The sequence below is a fragment of the Brasilonema sennae CENA114 genome, from assembly GCF_006968745.1.
Taxonomy (GTDB): Bacteria; Cyanobacteriota; Cyanobacteriia; order Cyanobacteriales; family Nostocaceae; genus Brasilonema; species Brasilonema sennae.
Genome location: NZ_CP030118.1, coordinates 4197993 through 4218576, shown reverse-complemented (window position 1 = coordinate 4218576; position 20584 = coordinate 4197993). Strand labels below are relative to the sequence as shown.

The following is a 20584-nucleotide window of genomic DNA, read 5'->3' as shown; positions in this document are numbered from 1 at the left end:
TAGTAGATACCATTGCACTGGCTGAACTGTTCAAGTTGTTTGCGAGTGACATTGAGTGTGTTGTCCTCAACGCTTGTTACTCGGAAGTCCAAGCGAGTGCGATCGCCACTCACATCCCCTATGTCATTGGTATGAACAAAGCGATTGAGGATAAAGCCGCCATTAAATTTGCAACAGGCTTTTACAATGCGCTATGTGCAGGGGAATCTGTTGAATTTGCTTATAAGTTGGGATGTAACGTTATTCAATTAGATGGGATTGCTGAACATTTAACTCCTGTGTTGAAAAAGGGTGTAGGAGTGTAATATCAGGTTCGGATGAATACTTATAAAAAACGAAGAACCTCACCCCAGTTTTAACGTAGCTAAAATCTTTCCCTCTCCTTTATAAGGAGAGGGATGCCCGACAGGGCAGGGTGAGGTTTTAACGGTGTACACACCGACTCGCTCAAAACCTCACCCTCGCTTGAATCGGCGCTAAAATCTTTCCCTCTCCTTTATAAGGAGAGGGATGCCCGACAGGGCAGGGTGAGGTTTTAACGGTGTACACACCGACTCGCTCAAAACCTCACCCTCGCTTGAATCGGCGCTAAAATCTTTCCCTCTCCTTTATAAGGAGAGGGATGCCCGACAGGGCAGGGTGAGGTTTTAACGGTGTACACACCGACTCGCTCAAAACCTCACCCTCGCTTGAATCGGCGCTAAAATCTTTCCCTCTCCTTTATAAGGAGAGGGATGCCCGACAGGGCAGGGTGAGGTTTTAACGGTGTACACACCGACTCGCTCAAAACCTCACCCTCGCTTGAATCGGCGCTAAAATCTTTCCCTCTCCTTTATAAGGAGAGGGATGCCCGACAGGGCAGGGTGAGGTTTTAACGGTGTACACACCGACTCGCTCAAAACCTCACCCTCGCTTGAATCGGCGCTAAAATCTTTCCCTCTCCTTTATAAGGAGAGGGATGCCCGACAGGGCAGGGTGAGGTTTTAACGGTGTACACACCGACTCGCTCAAAACCTCACCCTCGCTTGAATCGGCGCTAAAATCTTTCCCTCTCCTTTATAAGGAGAGGGATGCCCGACAGGGCAGGGTGAGGTTTTAACGGTGTACACACCGACTCGCTCAAAACCTCACCCTCGCTTGAATCGGCGCTAAAATCTTTCCCTCTCCTTTATAAGGAGAGGGATGCCCGACAGGGCAGGGTGAGGTTTTAACGGTGTACACACCGACTCGCTCAAAACCTCACCCTCGCTTGAATCGGCGCTAAAATCTTTCCCTCTCCTTTATAAGGAGAGGGATGCCCGATAGGGCAGGGTGAGGTTTTCCCACGGACATGATATAAATAAGTCCTAATTGAGTTTGGTTGCTGGTTTTAATTGTGTGGGTTGGCTAAGACTGCGGAAATAGAGGCTACCCACAACCACCCAAAACAGAAGATATCCTACAGCCTGAACGAAATAGAGTTTTTGCGTATAGCCAAATAAAGTTTTCAGAAGGATTCCAGGAAACTGTCGATCAGGTAAAATACCTGAGAGATCCCAAACTTGGGGACCTAAAAGACAAGAAGTATTTCCTTGTCCGCAAGCATCAGCAATTGAGGAATTGATTTGGGTATAGGCAATCGCCGCCCCATCAAGATGGCGGAGTGCAGAAATCACTAATCCAGAGACAATCAGCAGCAGGAACACGCCCATCACCTGGAAAAATTTGCTCAAATTGATGCGGATACTCCACTTAAACAGTAGCATCCCGATGAGAACTGCCATACTTAGTCCTCCTATTGCCCCAAGTACGGGTGTCCAACCTTCTTGAAACTTAGCGACGATAAACAAAGCCGTTTCTAAACCTTCCCGAAATACGGCAATAAAAATTAAGCTGAAAATCGCCGAAGCTGCACGATTGTCTTCACCTAAAGCAGTTTTAACTGAGCCTTCGATTTCTGCTTTGAGAAATCGTGCTTGTCGTGTCATCCAGATTAACATCCAACTGAGCATGGCGATCGCAATTACGCCCAGTCCCACCTCGAAAAGTTGCTTGAAGACAGGTGCATACAGCAAATCAGATGTCTGCAATCCTTGGATTCCCAGATTTAGTAGTAAACCGACAACAAAACTAGCTAAAGTGCCGCTGATAACACCTAAGTATACCCAACGATGCAACCTTTGTTGTTCAGCTTGCTGTAAACAGGCAAAGACGATTCCGACAACTAAAGCAGCTTCGACACCTTCTCTTAAGGTAATGAAAAATGTTGGTAATGCAGCACTCCAATTCATAGTAATTCGTAATTAGTAATTCGTAATTAAGCAACCCAGATGAAATCTGACTTTCTAAATTTACATCTGTAGTCTCATATCTTGCACCAGCTTTTGGATCCGCCAAGAAATAAATTTCTTGGCTTAAAATTCAAGTAAGCTTTAGCTTACTGAATATACATTCCAGTCCGTTTTAACCGACTTTGACTATGCAGCCCTGTAGACGCCCTTGGCGGTGAGCCAGTCCGGTGGACGGGTTCCCCGGCATAAAGGAGCCAGCGCCGGGGTGAGGCAGCGCGGTCTTGGGGAGGCAGTGCGTTGCGGGGGTTCCCCCCGTTGTAGCACCTGCCGTGGTTTCCCCCATGAGCGACTGCCGAAAGGGTTTCCCGACTTGATGCGTCTGGCGTCAACTGGCGAACCCGGAGGGCTTCGGTGCAGGGTACTTTAGTTCAAGGCGTACTCAGGGGAAGGTGCAAGATCTGAGTAGTATGATTTTAGTTTTACATGATTTCTGTGGCAGATGCTTCTACCATTTGTTGTAGACTTTTTACCTTTGCTTTTAGCACAGTGATGCTTTAATTTCTTGGAGTTATGCCTCTGTCTTTTTTAAGTGTTAGTAGCAATTTGGCTTTTTTTGCTTTCAGTGCTTACAGCCTCAGTTGGCGTTGATTCTTCTTTGCTAACGTGATCCTTGGACTCAACAGACTTACTGTTTGTGATCTTTTTCCTTTTTGGCTTCAGTCTTTGTCCGATAATAGAATGAACCCCTTCCGTAAATAATCATGATAGAACCCCTCACCTTAAACGTACCTCCAGCTGTAGGTTTAACCGATGAGCAATTTTATCAACTTTGCATTGCTAACGAATTATTTACACTCCTACACTCACCCTCCAATACAGTGTAGGAGTGTAACTTACACAATCTCTAGGAGAAAGTGTTTTGTCCTTGTGCAATTAAAGTGTTCAAATTCCTATCCCCAGTTGGGATATTGTTATCTATTTGAGAGCCTGGTAATATCTCAAAGATTCTACTATTTTCCATTGTAGGTATTCCTTGACTAAATTGAAGATTGCCAATCCAATCAAAGTTTTCAACCTGACCAAGCTTAAAAGTATCATGTCCAGGAGTGTAGTCGGGCGTATTGTTGCTGAAACCACCCAAGAGTAGCGAGTCATTCACTTGGTTGTTTATGACTTTGCCGCTACTAGATCCTGTATCAGTCTTAGAAGCAGCTTCAACTATAGGTTCAGCAACAGGGGTGGATGCTGGAACAGAAGCTAGAACAGAGTTGGAAGGAAAAACACTGTCCAATGTAGCTGTAGGCATGGAGGCAGATTGCGGGGTAGGGGTTGAGGTAGATGCGATCGTTGAGTTAGATGTAGAGCCTGGTATGTAGCTCATGGGATTTGTATCACCACTACCAAAGTCCTGAACCCAATAGTTGTTATAAAAACCAGTGCCAATCTCAGTATATTCGGGCTTGAGGATATTAGCTCGGTGTCCAGGACTGTTCATCCAATCTTGAACAACCTGTTGAGGTGTTCTTTGCCCTGCGGCTATGTTCTCTGCCATCATTTGAGCTGAATACCCAACAACCTTCGCTCGATCCCACGGTTGAGAGCCATCTGGTGCTGTATGACTCAAAACACCACGTTCTGACATCTGTTGAGCATATTTGTCAGCAGTATAGTTGAGTTCAGCATTCGCTTTCAGAGGTGGAAGATTATTCTTAGCTCGTTCTTGGTTAGTTAGTTCAAAAACTTGCTGCTCGAATGTCGCGTTGTTTGATTCCATCAATACTGTCCTCGCAAAGATTTGTTCACATGCTCAGCAGATGAAAATTCTGCTGTCAGTTTTGGTAGAAGCAAACCTGAAGAGGGCTAATTAAAAAATATATCAGCTGAAACGATTTTTGTGTACAAAAAATTATATTGGCGAAGAGGTATCTCCACAAAAGCACACCAAGTGCTCAAACTAGAGTTTGAAAATCTCAAACAACGCCTGAAAGGAAACGTCTATTGCGGTGAGGGAAGAAGAAAAAGAAGAAAAACGAGTACTAGCGCGTCAAAAAGCCAAGGAAAAGCATAGACGCTACTTAAGTGTCTGCTGCAAAGTTTCGATCACTCCATACATTTGTACGGGATCAAGGACTCGCAGTAAGCTACTTTGAGTCACAATCCCTAATTTTGTTCCTCGGTCCCAAGATACCACCAATCTTCGCGTCTGTTGCTGTTGCATTTCCACAAGAGCAGCCCATAAAGAATCCTCAGGATTGAGCACAAATAGCTGTTTACTCATCACAGTTTGCGCTAGAACTTCAGATAGGTTCACTTCCATTGCCTGAAATTCTAGAATATCCTCCTCAGTGACAATTCCGATGGGAATGTGAACAAATTGTCCCAAATCTAACGGTGGTTGATCCTCGGTTATGACGACGCAGCTAATCTGAAACTCTGCCATCACCTGAGCTAAAGTTAATACCGAAGCACTTCTAGAAGCACAAATGACTTGGGTTGTCATCACATCTGCCACACGCATGAACTTTAGGAGATGAACAGGACGTAAAATCCTACGAATACTCTCGTGGGAAATAACACCAATAAGTTCGCCCTTTTGTCCTACTATAGGCAGATGGCGAATACGATACCGCCGAAATAAAAATAAAGCCGCAAAAACATCCTGAAAAGTCGCTTGCTCCAGTGTAATCACTGGTTGTGTCATCACCTGCGCTATTGTCACGTTTCTAAAGTCAACTTCATCTGCGGTTAGCCGTACAATATCCCGTTCTGTAAAAATACCCAATATTTTTGTTTGTTGTATAATAAGTACACAGCTAGAGTTTGTTGGATGTACGGTTAATCCATTTAACGGTGAATTAAGACCAGATAACGAGCAACTGTGAATTCGCTTTTGGTTCATTAAAGCAATGACATCTATCAGCAATGTTTCTGGTGTGACAGTCAGTGGTTTATAGTCTATCGCTGCCTCTATTACTGGTTCACTTAGCCGTAGATCATCAAGTAGCATGGCTCATTTGTCTGGAGAACACTCTTTCATAATGTACCCAGAAGACTGCACAGAGTTCCTGACCTGTTTCGTCTGTTGTAAGTTTTGTCACTATTCGTTACATTAGCTTATGACTGAAAATCTAGGAGTTATTTAAGCAAACAGGTATCTATTTTAAGAAATGTCAGGTGGTATCATTCCTGGTGCATACGTCAATCAATTTTGGATTTAGGATTTTAGATTTTGGATTAACTCCACCGGCTTCGGCTGCGCTCAGCCCAAGCTAAAAGTGCTCTGCTTGGAGGGGAGCGAAACGAAGCCTAGATTTTGAAATTTACGATTTTGGATGAATTCCGTCCTTCTAGGACGGGGCTTGTACCCTTCGGCAAAGCTCAGGGCAAGCCGAAAATCAACGCCAAGTACCTCTGTCGGGAAACAAGGACTATGGCACAAAGTGCCACGCTGCGCGAACAGTATTGGCTCCTCAATTTAAAATCTAAAATTTAAAATCTAAAATTTTTTCGGTCAATCCAAAAACTCTAAAAATGCGATATAATAAGCGCCACTGAAACAATATGAGTATAAAGTAAACTCGCAAGTAGCCTCCAAAGGCCCTATCAGTGTGCATCGAAACTTACCCTGGAGTGCGCTGTAGACGTGTCTTTAAGCCAAATATCCTCGCTATTTATGTCTAATAACACCTGGAGTCGTCACCATATTCTTTCCCTTGCTGACTTCACCACTGATGAGTACGATACCGTTTTGCAAACGGCTGCTAGTTTTCAAGAGGTTCTATCTCGACGGACGAAGAAAGTCCCAACTTTGCAGGGACAAGTTGTGGCGAATTTATTTTTTGAAGCATCCACTCGCACTCGCAGTAGTTTTGAACTTGCTGCTAAGCGCCTATCGGCAGATACACTGAATTTTGCCTCAGGAAGTTCTTCAATGACAAAAGGAGAAACTATTCTTGACACGGCAAAAACTTATTTGGCAATGGGAACTGATATAATGGTGATTCGCCATCGAGAGGCGGGAGTTCCTCATGCGATCGCCCAAGAGATGGATCGACTCGGTGTAAAAGTCAGCGTCCTCAATGCTGGTGATGGTCAACACGAACATCCTTCCCAAGGTCTGTTGGACTTATTTACTATTTGTAGTCTCCTTGATCCAGATCTACCCCGAGTGGAGCTTTTGAAAGAAAAAAAGATTGCTATTGTTGGGGATATTCTCCATTCGCGGGTAGCACGCTCAAATATTTGGAGTCTGACAGCAAGTGGTGCTGACGTGCATTTAGCAGCACCACCCACCCTCTTACCAAAATTATTTGCAGATTATTGTGAAAATACACCAGGTAAAGTGTTTCTCCACTGGGAGTTAGAACCAGCTTTGCAAGATGCAGATTTTGTGATGACTTTGCGCTTGCAAAAAGAACGAATGAGTGCTCATTTATTGCCTTCTTTGCGAGAATATCACCAGATGTTTGGTATGACACACTCAAGGCTACAACTGTGCCAGCCTAATGTAAAAGTTTTGCACCCTGGTCCAGTGAACCGTGGTGTCGAAATTAGCTCAGAGTTAATGGATGATCCAGAATTTAGCCTCATTCAAGCTCAAGTGAGCAGTGGTGTTGCTGTTCGTATGGCGCTGCTGTATTTGATTGGGAGTGGTAGAGCATAGGAGTAAGGAACAAAGAAACAATTGCTAACTCATGACTCACAAGTCATGACTAAATATTAGTGTTGACATATTACTTATTTCGGTTATTCTAGAAATATGGAAAATCAAGAAACGGCTCGATATGCAGATATGTTTGCTGCACTCGGATCGGAGCCACGACTTGAAATTATGCGGCTGCTGTTTGCTGCTTATCCAGAAGGGATGACAGTGGGTGAGATTCAGGAAAAGCTCAAAATCCCGAACTCAACCCTGTCGCATCATTTGGAAAAGCTGCGGAACGAAGAGTTAGTAAAAAGCCGCAAAGATAAGCAATTTCTGTGGTACTCAGCGAATGCTAAGACGATGGAGGATTTGCTTGCTTTTTTAACGACGGATAGAAGTAGACGCGAAGGGGATCGCGTCTCCAACGAACACACCCTTGAACCCGCTAACAAGACACCTATTGAGGAGGGGTTTATGTTTGAAAAATTTTTCGAGTCTATTTTTCACAAACTGTCAGGGTCTTTTTCTGACAGATTTCATCTCAAAGGTTTTGAAAGGTTCACCCAAAAAGCAATTAACGCGATTAATTTGGCTCAGGGTGAATCGCGCCGTTTGGGACATAATTTTGTTGGGACAGAACAAATCTTACTGGGACTTCTTGGTGAAGGGAGTGGTATAGGCTGGCAGTTTCTTAATTCTGTGGGGGTGAATTTGGAAAATGCACAGATTGAAGTCGAAAAAATTATCGGCAGAGGAAAAGGTGATACAGCTATAGATATTCCCTTCACTCCCAGAGCCAAACAGGTCTTGGAACTAGCGGTAGAGGATGCCCGATATCTTAATGTTAACTACGTTGGTACTGAGCATTTGCTATTAGGCATTCTCCATGAAGGAGGGGGAGTCGCAATTCGGGTATTGCAAAGTCTTGGGGTAGATTTGATTTCTTTAGAACAGCGACTGCGAAGGACTTTGACCTAACATAAGAGGTTTTCAGCCAGCTATACTCATAACCCATTGCCCATTTATCTTTGCCGAACGCGCAAAAGCGAGGTCACGGATGAGTGGGACTCTGGAACGAATATAAGCACTCACAGTACTGATTTCTTCGTCGTTAAGTAGTTTTCTATTTTCAAGCAGTCTAATTAAGTGCTTGACTAGTTGCGCATCACTGAAGTTTAGAAGAGTACTGGTCTGGGTTTCTTCAATCACAGACCATAGATGACGTAACGTTGAAGAGTCCATCGGATAAACCTCCTTTGTAAAGACTCGTTCTTAGTCAAACACATTAGTGTTATCAAGAATCTAAAAACAATCTTAAAACTAAAATCTAAAGAAAATCTTAAATTTTACATAAATTAAGCTGTGTTCTAGAGCGCAACTCCAATCTTGGCGCTTGTGAACATTGAATTTTTCTGTGTTGTGGTCAGGTAGTGCTCAGCTAGGGTTATCCGACAGTCGCGCAACTGCCTTACCCGAAGCGTGAAGCTAGCCTGTGAGTTTTCTTACAAGCACTAAGTTAACGAAAGTTGACAGTACTGCCAACTCTAGTCATTAATGACGTAGCTGTGTGTATTCGTGAAAACTGTCTTCACATAGGTTTTGCTGCCATGTCAAATAATGTAACAATACCTTGACTAATTGTAAAGTTCAGAAAATTATGAGAATCTTCTTTTTAGTAGAGTGATTTGACAAACTCTAGTCCAACTGGGCACTGTCTTCTGAACTGTTACGAAAACCAACGGGTAATTTATGAGAAAATGTTACATGACTTTACAAAAATGCCATAATGAAAGCCGCGTCCATTTCCAAGGAATGATCACAAGTAGGAATAACTGTATCCGCAAGGAAGGTGGGAACGGTTCGATCTTCTAAAGTATTGGTTCATTGTCCCCTTGTTTGTCCCTTGATTTTTCTACTCCCTAATTCCCACCCATGACTGACGACGGAGTGATATATGCTAAACAAACTGAAGGTATGAACGCAACCACGCAAACAGATGAAGAAAAATAATCTTAAAGAACTTCTTCGTGTCATTCTTGCTATATCTATGATTGTAGTTGGGGTAACGCACTTTACCTCTGGGGATCAATATGTCAGAATTGTGCCGCCGCAACTACCCTATCCTCTAGAAATTGTTTATCTTAGTGGCTTTTATGAAATATTGGGTGGTATCGGGTTATTAGTTCCGCCTGTCAGTCAAGCGACTGCTTGGGGACTTATTGCTCTTTTTATTGCTGTTTATCCGGCAAATATCAACATGGCGGTTAATCACATTCCCATTGACAATATACCCAATTCACCTTGGTTGCAAGCGATAAGACTTCCTTTTCAGGCTGTTTTCATTGCATGGGCTTGGTGGTATACACAACCTTCAGATTTTGACAAACAAGCTTCTATCATTCCTAAGTCACTCATTCCTGAGAAACTGCTGAGATTGGAATAAGCCACTTTCACAAACCTTTCCCTTGCCCTTTCTTAACCGGAGAGGGAACAGAGTTAAAATAGTGGCAGATGCAAAAGAATGCAATATGACGATATCAAAGACGGTGCAACAATTGCGGGCTCAATGGGTAACGCCGGAAAATTTTCGTCGATATGGACAAGTGATTTTTCCCAGTGAACATGGCAAACTCTTTGATGCAGAAGATACTCAATTAGTACTTGTGCGATTCGTTACATGCTGAATCACGGTATTCAGCCCGTAAATAAGCATGTCAACCAGAAATGGTTGAACTTCGGACAAGATGAAGGTGAAAACCCTTCCCCTCAAACTCAGAGGTGACTCCTTATCTGCCCACACCGAGCGGACTCGGAATTCCGCAGAGTGAAGCTGGGAACAGGGCGCAACCAGACGGTTGTTATGAATCGACACTGGCGCTAACAGGGAGTGCGCAAGATGAAATAGAACCTAGAAAAACGACCCAGATTGGAGCAAGGCATAACATAAAAACCTTGACTTCGTTAGAGCAAAAATCCCGCCGATGATAAGTACGCAAGCGGCAAGAGTAAGGGGTTCTAACGGTTGGATTGGTTACATCTGACGGCACATATATCTTGACTGAGGAACGAATAAAAACGAGCTAAGAGTCCTGGGAGGTCGAACCCAAGGTAGGTATGACGAGATACGGAACTCTCTTAGCACGGGTAGGATTCAGCGTAATTGCTGAAAGGTGTTCAGAAAATAACCAAAAGGAGTAGAGTATGGTTAGGCACAGTCATGAGATTAGTGAATCATGGAAGAATCTGCCCTGGAAGAAATTTCGGAAAGATTTATTCCGCCTACAAGTTAGGTTATTTAAAGCAGTTAAAGCAGGAGACAAGCGAAAAACGCGGTCACTCCAAAAACTGATTCTGAAATCTCAAGCTGCAAGGTTCCTGGCTATTCGTCAAGTAACTCAGCTAAATGCCGGAAAAAAGACTGCGGGTATTGATGGCAAAGCGTCCCTCAATTTTGAAGAACGTTTTGCACTTGAGGAAAAACTCAAGACTAATTACATCAATTGGCATCATAACAAATTACGCGAAATTCCGATTCCAAAAAAGGACGGAAAAACTCGAATTCTCAAAGTCCCAACTATTGCAGACAGAGCTTGGCAATGCCTAGCAAAATATGCACTAGAACCAGCACACGAAGCAACATTCCACGCGAGAAGTTACGGATTCAGACCAGGCAGAAGTGCACACGATGCACAAAAACAACTGGCAAACAATCTAAACTCATCCTCAAATGGAATCAATAAACGAGTCATAGAACTTGATATTGAGAAATGTTTCGACAGGATAAGCCATACGACTATCATGGAAAACCTGATAGCACCAAAAGGGTTGAAAATCGGTATCTTCCGATGCCTAAAGGCAGGAATACACCCCGAATTTCCCGAACAAGGAACTCCCCAAGGTGGTGTAGTAAGTCCCTTATTAGCCAATATTGCGCTAAACGGAATCGAAAGTATCCATAGATATCATGAAATAGCAGGTAGAAGGATAACTCCAAATACCCCTACAAAATATATCATCGAACCATCAGTCAGATACGCTGACGATATGGTAATAATACTTAGACCCGAAGACAACGCAAGAGAAATACTTGAAAGAATAAATCAATTCCTTGCAGACAGAGGAATGAATATCAGTGAAAACAAGACTAAGATAACCGCCTCGACAGATGGGTTTGATTTTCTAGGCTGGAAATTCAAAGTACAGAAGAACGGAAAATTTAGAAGCATCCCTTCAGCGGACAATTTTAAAGCATTTCGTAAGAAAGTCAAAAACATCGTCAACTGCCCTAACTATGGTTCTAAGGAAAAAGCCGAAAAGCTCGCTCCTTTAGTTAGAGGATGGAGAAATTACCACCGCTTCTGCAAAATGAATGGGTCACGAAATTCATTGTGGCACATCAACAACAGAACATTCACGGTATTTAATAAGGAAACCAAGAATGACCGCTACTCAAGCAAAGAGCTTGTAGACAAGGCATTCCCAGCGGTTCCTTACTCCGAAAACAGTCATGTCATGGTCATAGGAAATAAATCACCATTTGACGGAGACATACCATACTGGAGCAAGCGCAACAGCAAGCTCTACGATGGGCACACCTCTAAAGCCCTGAAACGGCAGAATCATTCATGTGGAATATGTGGAATGAAGATGATATCTTCAGATACAGTCCATCTACATCACGTAGACGGAAATCATCAGAATTGGAAACCCAAGAACTGCATAGCAGTCCATCGAGAATGCCACCAATACCACCACATGAGCAAAAGGGAACAACAACCCTAAGAACATCTGGGAGCCGTATGCACGGAAACGGGCACGTACGGTTCTGTAGGAGAGGTGCTCCGGATAATACCGGACATCGACTCTAACGACAGAGGTACTCCCCGCTTTTACATTATGAGGCTGCACCTCAGAGGGCGCAGATTTCACACCATCACTCGCCATGTGCAATGTACTCAGTGTTTAGGTTCGTTGGAAGGGAAGGACTGGTTGATTGCAGTTGGTCCTCCTAACAATAATATTGATCAACCATCTCTAGAAGACATCGCAGCTTTTCGCATTCCAGGAAATTGCTTCATCAAGTTAGAGGTAGGAACTTGGCACGCTGGACCTTATTTTGAGCATGAGGTTGTGGATTTTTACAATTTGGAATTGAGTGACACGAATGTTGTAGACCATTTCACTCACAATTTTCTTAACAGTCATAGTTTGGAGTTTGAGTTTGAGATTTTGTGAGTGATAGCAATCTGGAGCACATTTGTATTCAGAACCCCGACTTCTCAGCAGAAGTCGGGGTTCTTATTTTTTCACCAATCATTGAAGCGTGGCTTTAGATGAAGGGCGATGTTCCCCAGAAGTGTTAGCACTTAGCTGCACAGAAAACATTACGAAACTATGACAAAGATTTGCAATTGCTCAGCTACCTCCTGTAGAGTTTTCTCAAGTAAGTCTGTTAGCTATACCAATAAATTCCAATTAGCTCCACAGTTATCTACTTCAAAGCCAGGTGACACTACCGATTGTGAGGGGCAAAGATGAAAATCAAGCAAAAGCTGAAAGCTCTGCTATTGACAAATTCTATTTGGATGTTAGTAATAACTCCTGCTTGGAGTCAGACGGTTAAAGCTCAACGAGTGCAGTCTAGTAGTTCTGAGCAACGATTACCTGTGCTGTCCAAGGCAGGGCTGGTTAAACCCATAACGGAAATTCGGCGAGTCAATGAGATAGAGCATCCAGTCAGGAGTGCCAGAATGCTGGTGCAGTCACCAGCACAAGAAACAGCGCCTTCAAGTGAAGTTGTGCAAGTTACAGGAGTCAAGGCAAATCCTACCAAAAAAGGTGTCGAGGTGATTTTACAAACCTCGAAAGGGCAGGCGTTGCAACTGGATAATCGTAGTGTTGGTAATAATTTTATTGTTGATATTCCCAATGCTCAATTGCGTATGCCGTCGGGTGAGGCATTTATATTCCGCTCCCAAAAACCAATTGCGGGTATTGCCCAGATAACAGTAGTAAATAAAGATGCCAATACGATCCGGCTAACCGTTCAGGGTAAGTCGGGTGTACCAATTGTTGAGTTGTATGAAAGTCCGAATGAGGGTCTGATTTTCTCTGTTGCTAGTGCAACAGGAGCCACCCAACAGGGGCAACAACCTCAAACACAACAACCACCTGCTAGTCAGCCTGAAAGTGAAACACAACCACAGAGACCATCAGCTTCTGGTGATGAGCCGATTGAGTTGGTGGTGACGGGACAGCAAGATAGGTATCGCGCACCAGATGCGACAACTGCAACGAAAACCGATACGCCCATCCGGGATATTCCAGCTTCAATTCAAGTCGTTCCCCGACAGGTGCTAGAAGACCAAAAAGCGATTAACCTGATTGATGCACTGCGTAATGTCAGTGGTGTTTCATTAGGAGCTACTGGTGGTTTAACTTCTTTTCCAAATCAATTTACAATTCGAGGCTTTTCAACTAATAACAATAACGGCAGCAATTATGTCAATGGCATTAGAATCAGAGGTCGCACATTCTCTGAAACAGCGAACATTGAGCAAGTTGAAGTTCTTAAAGGTCCAGCTTCGGTGCTTTACGGACAGGCTGAACCAGGTGGAATTATCAACACGACCACCAAGCAACCGCTGGCTGAGCCTTACTATGGTGCTGAATTGACGGTTGGTAGCTATGACTTTTATCGTCCTGCCATTGATATCTCAGGTCCATTGAATGCGGATAAAACTGCACGCTATCGTTTGAATGCTGCTTATCGAAAATCTGGTAGTTTTGTTGATTTTGTTGATGCTGAACGGATTGCGATCGCACCAGTATTCAGTTTTGACTTTGGCAAAAATACAACCCTAACCGTTGAGGGTGATTATCAGCGCAGTTCTATTCCAGACTACGACGGCTTACCTGCTGTCGGTACTGTTTTACGAAATCCCTTAGGACGTGTTCCTAAATCAAGGTTTCTCGACGATCCAAACCTCAGAAATCAGGTATACGAAGATACTTTAATTGGTTATCGATTCCAACATAAGTTTAGTGATAATTGGTCGGTTCGTAACGCATTCAATGCTGAACTCTTCAGTGTTGATGAGGATTTTGTTTCTCCAGCTCTTCAAGCAGACAACAGAACTGTAACACGTACTGCGTTCCGCGAACCAGGAACGTTTGATTCACAATACTACACCCTGCAAACCGATCTGATCGGCAAGCTTAGAACTGGTAGTATCAAACATGACCTTCTATTTGGTTTTGATTTGTTCTGGGGATCCACTGATCGTACGACATTTACTGGCACTCTACCAACGCTCAATTTGTTCAATCCAGTCTATGACAGAGCGATCGTCAATTTTTCTAGAAAGAGTAGTGACACTTTTGATCAACAAAATATATTTGGTCTCTATGTCCAAGATTTAATCTCATTAACAGACAACCTGAAAATTCTCTTGGGTGGACGGTTTGATTGGGTAGATCAATCGTTAAATAACCGATTGACTAACAGAACATTTGACCGAAACGACACAGCTTTTAGTCCTCGCGTGGGGATTGTTTATCAGCCGATTTCGCCAGTTTCCTTGTATGCCAGCTACAGTCGCTCGTTTTTGCCAGCGGGTTTATTTAGTGTCAATGCAGATGGGACAACGTTTAAGCCAACCGAGGGCGAACAATTTGAAGTGGGTGTAAAAACAGAGTTTCTAGACGGCAAACTGTCAGCAACAGTAGCAGCTTACCAAATCACCAAACAAAACGTTGTTGCACCAGATCCGACTCCTGGCAGATCAAACTTTAGCATCCAGGTGGGCGAACAACAAAGCCAGGGTATTGAGTTAGATATAGTCGGACAACCAATACCAGGATTAAATCTGATTGCCACCTACGCCTACACCGACGCAGAAATTACTAAAGATACTAGACCAGCTTTCAAGGGAAATCAACCTAACAACGTGCCACAACACGGTGCAAGTTTATGGGCTGCATATGAAATTCAGAGTGGAGGCTTGAAAGGTTTTGGATTCGGTGCAGGGTTGTTTTTCACAGGTGACAGAAAGGGAGACTTAGCAAATACTTTCACTTTGCCTAATTATGTGCGAACCGATGCGACGATTTTTTACCGTCGTCAAAATTGGCGAGTGGGGTTGAACTTTAAGAACCTTTTTGATGTGGATTATTTTGAAAGTGCCCGTGATAGAAATGCAGTCTTTTACGGCGAACCGTTTACGATTCTGGGGACACTTTCAGTGAATTTTTGATTTTGTCAGCCTTTGTAGTTCTTTTTGTCAAAAAGAAGCATCCACCATGAACTCTAAACAAATACGTGACTTTACATTTTACATACACCGCTACCTCGGCTTAATTGTCGGACTACTGTTAATCATCGTCGGCTTAACTGGCAGTTTACTAGTCTTTCAGCGGGAAATCGACCAATTCCTAGTAACTCAACAGTTTGGGCAAGTTATTCCTCAAGAACAACGCGTCCCCATCGAGTCCGTAGTCGAAACCGTCAAAACCGCCTACGCCTCGCAACCTGAACTGAAACTATCAAGCATCAACACACTTCCAGATGCACACCTCCCCTATCGTATCTGGCTGGAAGCTCCTGGTGATACACGAACGCAAGTATTTGTCAATCCTTACACAGGTGCAATTATGGGTTCCCGTCAGTGGGAGCGTACATTGATTGGGTTCACCTTCAAACTCCACTACGAACTCCTAGCAGGCAAAATCGGAGAAATCATCGTTGGGATAGCCGCGTTTTTGCTTTTTATTCTTAGCATTACAGGAATTATTTTATGGCCTGGTTGGCGCAAACTGATTCTTGGCTTCAAAATCAAGTGGAATGCACATCCCAAACGAACTAACTTTGATATTCACAAGGTGGCAGGCATCATTGCGGCTGTTTTCCTTACTATGATTGCTTTCACAGGCGTGTGCTGGAATTTTTGGGATTTTTCCCAACCCGTCATCCACGTTGCAACTTTCACTCCCATGCCACCCAAACCAGTTTCTCAACTTATAGAGGGCAAATCACCTTTGGCGCTGGGCGAAATTCTCAAAAAAGCTGATGTTGCTTTACCAAATGCTATTACTACCTATATCAGTTTGCCAAAAACACCAGAAGGAGTTTTTAGGGTGGGTAAAAAATACCCTCAAGAAACGTGGAAGTACGGTCGCTCTCAAGTTTATCTCGACCAGTATACAGGTAAAGTAATACAACTAAAAAATGGCTTGAAGGCATCACGAGCTGATCAAGTTTTAAACTCGTTTGCACCAATGCACTATGGGACTTATGGTGGTTTACCTACCCGCATTTTATATATATTTGTCGGACTTTCACCACTGATTCTATCTATCACTGGCTTCGTTATGTGGTGGTATCGGTACAAAGGGAAAAATCCCAGACAAAAGTCAATGAAGGTGATTGAGTCTTCAGTAAAAAGTTTGTCGGACTTGCACCGCTGATTTTATTTATCACTGGCTTTGTGATGTGGTGGTATCGGTACCGAGGAAAATCTCTTAGCTGGAATGATGTCAAACAGCCAGAGGTGGAACGTCGAGCTGAAAAAGGCTATTGGTAGAAAAATTAACAATTATTTTGGCGCTGCATATTTGCGGGATAAATTAGACTGGTAACAGCACAAATCCGTTGTAGAGGTAATGCACTAACAATCTAATTGATAACTTATATCAAGTTCGGTTAATTACTTACAATAAAAAAACCTCACCCCGCCCTATGCCTAACGGCACGCTACGCTATCGGGCACCCCTCTCCTTACTAAGGAGAGGGGATGGGGGTGAGGTTCTTGGTTTTTTATAAGTGTTCATCCGGACATGATATTAAACATTTCTTCGGATTTAGAGTAGCAAAGAGTTTTTCGTTCGCGTTGTTTTGTATATGATTCGAGAAGTTGGCGCTCAGCAATGCTAGTAGTCCTTAATCGTTAAAAGCCGTATTTTTGTTTTCTGTAAAACGCTTATTCAACGCAAGTACCATGAGGGATGAAAACACGGTTTTTATAAATTATGTCCTACTAGAACACCGATTCAGTATTCATAATTGTGACTAAAAAACCCGGTTTTTTCTTGTTGAGTTAACGAAACTTCGGTCTTCCCAGTAACAGAAACCGGGTTTTTGGGATTAGTGAATCGGTGTTCTAGCGCTCCCTGCTGCAGCATCATATGAACAGCAAATGAGTTTTGCTTACCACGACGATGCCCGTTCTTACGGATGTGATTAGATGCACTTGGCTGGACAGTAGAATTCATCCCTTTATTATGCAACGCCATTATTTTCATATAAAAAAGCGTCGTGCCTGGGGGTCAAACTAGGTTGGAACACAGCAATACTGCAAACAAATAACGACTTTTGCGCTGGTTGCGAAACAATAGAAAGATTTTCCTAAAGATTTTCTATTGTGAGTAATTATGTTTACTGTCAACTTATATAAATAGTAATCATTAATCTCAGTAAAATTCTCAAAAATTATTGAAATATTGGGAACATAATAAGCGTAGATGATGAAAATCCACAAAAGTATTAAAGCAGTCATTATTAGTTGTATTGTTGCTGTGTTGGTCGTTTTTGGAACTCCGGCATTCTCTCATAATGTTGAGCATCGTGACCATAAGCAAGTATTAAATCAGGTGCAGGGCGATAGTTCAGATACCAAGCTGACTGTAGCTTATCACAACAGTGCTATTGATGAAATCAACAGTGCTCATTCTGATCTTGCTCCTCCAAACGAAAAACTTCTTATTAGCAGAAACAAAGCTTATGCAATAAGAAAGAATGTTGTTGACCTTACCCAAGAAGAGAAACAAGCATTCGTTGATGCTGTGCGTGCATTAAAAAATACAGTTCCGGAAGGTAGCAGTATCAGTATTTACGACCAGTTTGTTGCAGTGCACGTGGAAGCAATGGGGCTAATGTCAAGCGAAGCACAAGGTCCAGCTGCTGGCCATGATGGTGCCCATGAAAGTTCTCTATTACTACCGTGGCATCGTGAGTTTATACACCGATTTGAAAAAGCTTTGCAATCAGTCAACCCCAATGTCACACTTCCCTATTGGGATTGGACAGACCCTAAAGCGTTGGAAGTTATCTTTCAAGATGAGTTTTTGGGAGCAAATGGTCAAGGAGTCACCCTCAGCATTCCAGGTTTAGGTGATGTCCAAGGGGGACCTGTTGCATCCGGTCCTTTTTCAGCAGCCAATGGATGGATTTTGAACCCAAACTTACATATCAAGCCATCTGGAGAAACATTAGGTGAGGTTCTCTTACGCTTTTTGCAAGCGCCGCCTGTAAATACTTACCCTATTCCTAAAGAAGACTTGGACCAAATTCTTGCTGTTGACGACTATGACAGACTCCGCCAAGGTCTAGAAGGATTTTACAAATCCGATAGCCAGGGACAACTCACAATTCGTGGAGTCTTTATGCATAACTATATGCATGGGTTAGTCGGTGGAGGTAGTTTTGACTTTACCACGGGTCAGCTTAATCCTTTAGGCACAATGGCTAGTATTATCAGTTCTCCCTACGATCCAGTATTTTGGCTAATTCATTCCAATCTGGATCGCCTTTGGGCCGAATGGCAGGCAAATGGACATGCAGGTCCCAATTATTATCCTGCCAGTGGTGGACATTATGGAGAAAATCTCAACGACAGATTGTGGCCTTGGGATGGAGGTGAGTCCACACCGGTAAATCAGGGGCCAGCAGATGTGTTATCCTTACTTCCTCATTTGTCCCCAGATGATATTGTCACACCTACAGACACTCTGAATTTTAGAAAGTATGGGTATAGCTACGACACCCTTAAAAGGGGCAATCATATCAACTCATAAAATCTTATCTTCATCGTAACGACGAGGAGTATAAACCCAGACGCTACCATCGCACCGCGTGATCGTCTGGGTTTTGCTTGACCCCACAAGAATGACTGTCCGCATATCAGCGAGTTCTGGTACTAAGTTTTCCAAAGTGCAAACCTGAACAGATTCTCCATTTCTACCAAGGTTGCGGGCAAGCACGACTGGAGTATCAGGATGTCTGTAACGCAGTAGTATATTTTTTGCCTCTGCCAGTTGCCAAGTGCGCTGCTTTGACACTGGATTGTAAAAGGCAATCACGAAATCTGCTTGTGCAGCGGCAGTGATTCGCTGTTCGATAATTGACCACGGCTTTAAGATATCAGACAAGGAGATGGTGCAGAAGTCATGACCTAGGGGGGCACCAATCTTGGCTGCTGCTGCTTGCATCGCGGAAATACCAGGTGCTACCTGAATTTCGATACCTTGCCATTCTGGCTTTGCCTCCTTCTCAAGCACTTCAAACACTGCTGCAGCCATAGCATAAATACCAGGATCACCAGAAGAGACTACCGCCACAAAACGTCCTTCTGCTGCTAAATCTAGCGCTACTCGTGCCCGTGCAATTTCTTCCCGGTTGTCAGACTCATGCCACCTTTTATCTTTGCCCAAAGAACCAACTAATTCCAAGTAAGTAGAATAACCAACTAAATCAGTGGCATTACGTAAAACATCCTTGACTTCTGGGGACATCCAATTGCTTCCTCCAGGACCTGTGCCAATGACTACCAATCGACCGCGTGGTCTACCTGTGGTGTTGATATTGATGGGTGAGGGTGAGAGGGCGATCGCTATCGCACAACTAAAGTCAGATGTTTGCCGTTGCATCACCAACTGCCCGGAGGAAGCGGTTAAAGCTAGAGCGATCGCCCGCAAGGGCTCGGCTCCCTGCTGGAGCCGAGCCACATCTACAGTATTATTTTGTGACATCACACCAACAATTTCGTCTGGAGTAAAGAAGCGAATTGGCACATTGAGGGCATCGGCAATTTCTTGTAAAACTGGATTGGCAGCATCAACAGTACTGGCGAAGACTCCTGCAACAGATGCTGAAGCTAACTCAGCATCAACCAGCATTTGCTGCACAAAAGCGATTTCCTCAGAACTTCCTCTTTCTCCTTTTGGTAAGCTGGGATTAACAAAGGTTACCCCAATCGCTACAGTAGCGGGATGATAAACAAGACGAGTTGATATAGAAACAACTTGCTTTTCAGTAATTTGTATAACTCTTGTTGCATCCTCAGCAATAGGTAACGCACTATTCTTCAACCAAGGTGCACTGCCCTCCAACCTCACCGAGTTTCCCGCTAGTAAGTCAGACATGAAGGATTTGGCGTCATCCGGGTTAGCTAAACGGTAGCCTAAAGGGGGATCTTCTAGCGCGATGCCAAAACGAATATCACCCGTGGTTGTAATAGCGGGTTTGACATTCAGTACAACAGCAATTTGGCGTGCCAGCGAATTGACACCATTGAGTCCACCCAAAAGTGGCACCACTGCACTACCATCTTCAGCAACTGCAAGAACTGGAGGTTCTTCTCGCTTATTGGCAAGTAGTGGCGCAAGGGTTCTGATCAGAATACCTGTCGCACAAATGCCAATGATTGGTGTTCCATGAGCAAATAATTCTCGCAGTGTCGTTCCAAATTCAGTAAAACTGACATCCACATCATAAGTGCGACCAGCCAACCCGTACAACTGTGCTCCTGGCAAGACGCTGATAATTTTTTTTGCCACGGGGATACTGTTGTTACCCAGAATTATCACAGCAGGCGGAATTTTTGTCATGGAAATA

15 protein-coding genes and 4 pseudogenes are annotated in these 20584 nt (G+C 43.6%); 12 read left to right on the top strand and 7 right to left on the bottom strand.

The annotated features are described in order from the left end of the window. Window positions 1-305 (top strand): annotated as a pseudogene (locus DP114_RS17950) (CHAT domain-containing protein); the annotation flags it as partial. 1041 nt (window positions 306-1346) lie between these two features. Here DP114_RS17950 and DP114_RS17945 read toward each other — a convergent pair. The 4 genes from DP114_RS17945 to DP114_RS17930 all read right to left on the bottom strand — a co-directional run bounded on the left by DP114_RS17945 (window position 1347) and on the right by DP114_RS17930 (window position 5277). Continuing rightward, window positions 1347-2270 carry an FTR1 family iron permease gene (locus DP114_RS17945; protein WP_171976730.1) on the bottom strand — a complete coding sequence of 308 codons (924 nt, stop codon included), beginning with the start codon at window positions 2268-2270 and terminating at the stop codon, window positions 1347-1349. A gap of 146 nt (window positions 2271-2416) precedes the next feature. Beyond that, window positions 2417-2659, bottom strand: coding sequence for a hypothetical protein (locus DP114_RS17940; RefSeq protein WP_172195239.1), 243 nt, complete (start codon window positions 2657-2659; stop codon window positions 2417-2419). A gap of 515 nt (window positions 2660-3174) precedes the next feature. Beyond that, window positions 3175-4044 (bottom strand): CAP domain-containing protein, encoded by an 870-nt coding sequence (locus DP114_RS17935; protein WP_171976729.1) that lies wholly within the window; start codon window positions 4042-4044, stop codon window positions 3175-3177. Between the two features lie 297 nt (window positions 4045-4341). Further along, window positions 4342-5277 (bottom strand): CBS domain-containing protein, encoded by a 936-nt coding sequence (locus DP114_RS17930; RefSeq protein ID WP_169268701.1) that lies wholly within the window; start codon window positions 5275-5277, stop codon window positions 4342-4344. A gap of 306 nt (window positions 5278-5583) precedes the next feature. Here DP114_RS17930 and DP114_RS17925 point away from each other — a divergent pair, with 306 nt between their 5' ends. The 4 genes and pseudogenes from DP114_RS17925 to DP114_RS35080 form a co-directional block, all read left to right on the top strand. After that, complete coding sequence (locus DP114_RS17925; RefSeq protein WP_169268702.1) at window positions 5584-5763, top strand: hypothetical protein; 180 nt, start codon at window positions 5584-5586, stop codon at window positions 5761-5763. 180 nt (window positions 5764-5943) lie between these two features. Continuing rightward, window positions 5944-6933, top strand: a complete 990-nt coding sequence (locus tag DP114_RS17920) for an aspartate carbamoyltransferase catalytic subunit (RefSeq protein WP_169268703.1) — start codon at window positions 5944-5946, stop codon at window positions 6931-6933. Between the two features lie 96 nt (window positions 6934-7029). Further along, window positions 7030-7278, top strand: a pseudogene (locus tag DP114_RS35790) (ArsR/SmtB family transcription factor); the annotation flags it as partial. A 147-nt stretch (window positions 7279-7425) separates the two neighbouring features. After that, window positions 7426-7887, top strand: a pseudogene (locus DP114_RS35080) (Clp protease N-terminal domain-containing protein); the annotation flags it as partial. Window positions 7888-7905: 18 nt separating this feature from the next. On the opposite strand, the gene DP114_RS17910 reads toward DP114_RS35080, so the two are convergent. Continuing rightward, window positions 7906-8157 carry a hypothetical protein gene (locus DP114_RS17910; protein WP_169268705.1) on the bottom strand — a complete coding sequence of 84 codons (252 nt, stop codon included), beginning with the start codon at window positions 8155-8157 and terminating at the stop codon, window positions 7906-7908. 754 nt (window positions 8158-8911) lie between these two features. Here DP114_RS17910 and DP114_RS17905 point away from each other — a divergent pair. From DP114_RS17905 to DP114_RS17880, 6 genes and pseudogenes are all read left to right on the top strand, one after another. Continuing rightward, window positions 8912-9358: a DoxX family protein gene (locus DP114_RS17905; protein WP_171976728.1), complete on the top strand. Its 447-nt coding sequence runs from the start codon at window positions 8912-8914 to the stop codon at window positions 9356-9358. An 85-nt stretch (window positions 9359-9443) separates the two neighbouring features. Continuing rightward, window positions 9444-9578 (top strand): annotated as a pseudogene (locus DP114_RS17900) (ureidoglycolate lyase); the annotation flags it as partial. A gap of 538 nt (window positions 9579-10116) precedes the next feature. Further along, a complete protein-coding gene (locus tag DP114_RS17895; RefSeq protein WP_171976727.1) occupies window positions 10117-11697 on the top strand; it encodes a reverse transcriptase domain-containing protein in 1581 nt (526 codons plus the stop codon). A gap of 114 nt (window positions 11698-11811) precedes the next feature. Next, entirely contained in the window at window positions 11812-12150 is a 339-nt protein-coding gene (locus DP114_RS17890; RefSeq protein ID WP_246163353.1) for an ureidoglycolate lyase, read from the top strand. 299 nt (window positions 12151-12449) lie between these two features. Next, window positions 12450-15170, top strand: coding sequence for a TonB-dependent siderophore receptor (locus tag DP114_RS17885; protein ID WP_171976726.1), 2721 nt, complete (start codon window positions 12450-12452; stop codon window positions 15168-15170). Window positions 15171-15216: 46 nt separating this feature from the next. After that, complete coding sequence (locus tag DP114_RS17880) at window positions 15217-16380, top strand: PepSY-associated TM helix domain-containing protein (protein ID WP_171976725.1); 1164 nt, start codon at window positions 15217-15219, stop codon at window positions 16378-16380. 582 nt (window positions 16381-16962) lie between these two features. On the opposite strand, the gene DP114_RS17875 is transcribed toward DP114_RS17880, so the two are convergent. After that, on the bottom strand, window positions 16963-17184 hold the full coding sequence (locus tag DP114_RS17875; protein ID WP_171976724.1) for a hypothetical protein: 222 nt from the start codon (window positions 17182-17184) through the stop codon (window positions 16963-16965). A gap of 252 nt (window positions 17185-17436) precedes the next feature. Here DP114_RS17875 and DP114_RS17870 point away from each other — a divergent pair, with 252 nt between their 5' ends. Beyond that, window positions 17437-18765 (top strand): tyrosinase family protein, encoded by a 1329-nt coding sequence (locus DP114_RS17870; RefSeq protein WP_246162572.1) that lies wholly within the window; start codon window positions 17437-17439, stop codon window positions 18763-18765. Here DP114_RS17870 and cobJ read toward each other — a convergent pair. Then, window positions 18760-20577 (bottom strand): precorrin-3B C(17)-methyltransferase, encoded by a 1818-nt coding sequence (cobJ, locus tag DP114_RS17865; protein WP_171976722.1) that lies wholly within the window; start codon window positions 20575-20577, stop codon window positions 18760-18762. The two genes, DP114_RS17870 and cobJ, sit on opposite strands and share 6 nt — an antisense overlap. Window positions 20578-20584: the final 7 nt, after the last annotated feature.

Excerpts from the sequence above, each read along its gene's own strand:
- DP114_RS17945 (WP_171976730.1), bottom strand. The coding sequence starts at position 2,270 with ATGAATTGGAGTGCTGCATTACCAACATTTTTCATTACCTTAAGAGAA.
- DP114_RS17935 (WP_171976729.1), bottom strand. The coding sequence starts at position 4,044 with ATGGAATCAAACAACGCGACATTCGAGCAGCAAGTTTTTGAACTAACT.
- DP114_RS17930 (WP_169268701.1), bottom strand. The coding sequence starts at position 5,277 with ATGCTACTTGATGATCTACGGCTAAGTGAACCAGTAATAGAGGCAGCG.
- DP114_RS17920 (WP_169268703.1), top strand. The coding sequence starts at position 5,944 with ATGTCTAATAACACCTGGAGTCGTCACCATATTCTTTCCCTTGCTGAC.
- DP114_RS17910 (WP_169268705.1), bottom strand. The coding sequence starts at position 8,157 with ATGGACTCTTCAACGTTACGTCATCTATGGTCTGTGATTGAAGAAACC.
- DP114_RS17905 (WP_171976728.1), top strand. The coding sequence starts at position 8,912 with ATGAAGAAAAATAATCTTAAAGAACTTCTTCGTGTCATTCTTGCTATA.
- DP114_RS17895 (WP_171976727.1), top strand. The coding sequence starts at position 10,117 with ATGGTTAGGCACAGTCATGAGATTAGTGAATCATGGAAGAATCTGCCC.
- DP114_RS17890 (WP_246163353.1), top strand. The coding sequence starts at position 11,812 with ATGAGGCTGCACCTCAGAGGGCGCAGATTTCACACCATCACTCGCCAT.
- DP114_RS17885 (WP_171976726.1), top strand. The coding sequence starts at position 12,450 with ATGAAAATCAAGCAAAAGCTGAAAGCTCTGCTATTGACAAATTCTATT.
- DP114_RS17880 (WP_171976725.1), top strand. The coding sequence starts at position 15,217 with ATGAACTCTAAACAAATACGTGACTTTACATTTTACATACACCGCTAC.
- DP114_RS17875 (WP_171976724.1), bottom strand. The coding sequence starts at position 17,184 with ATGAATTCTACTGTCCAGCCAAGTGCATCTAATCACATCCGTAAGAAC.
- DP114_RS17870 (WP_246162572.1), top strand. The coding sequence starts at position 17,437 with ATGAAAATCCACAAAAGTATTAAAGCAGTCATTATTAGTTGTATTGTT.
- cobJ (WP_171976722.1), bottom strand. The coding sequence starts at position 20,577 with ATGACAAAAATTCCGCCTGCTGTGATAATTCTGGGTAACAACAGTATC.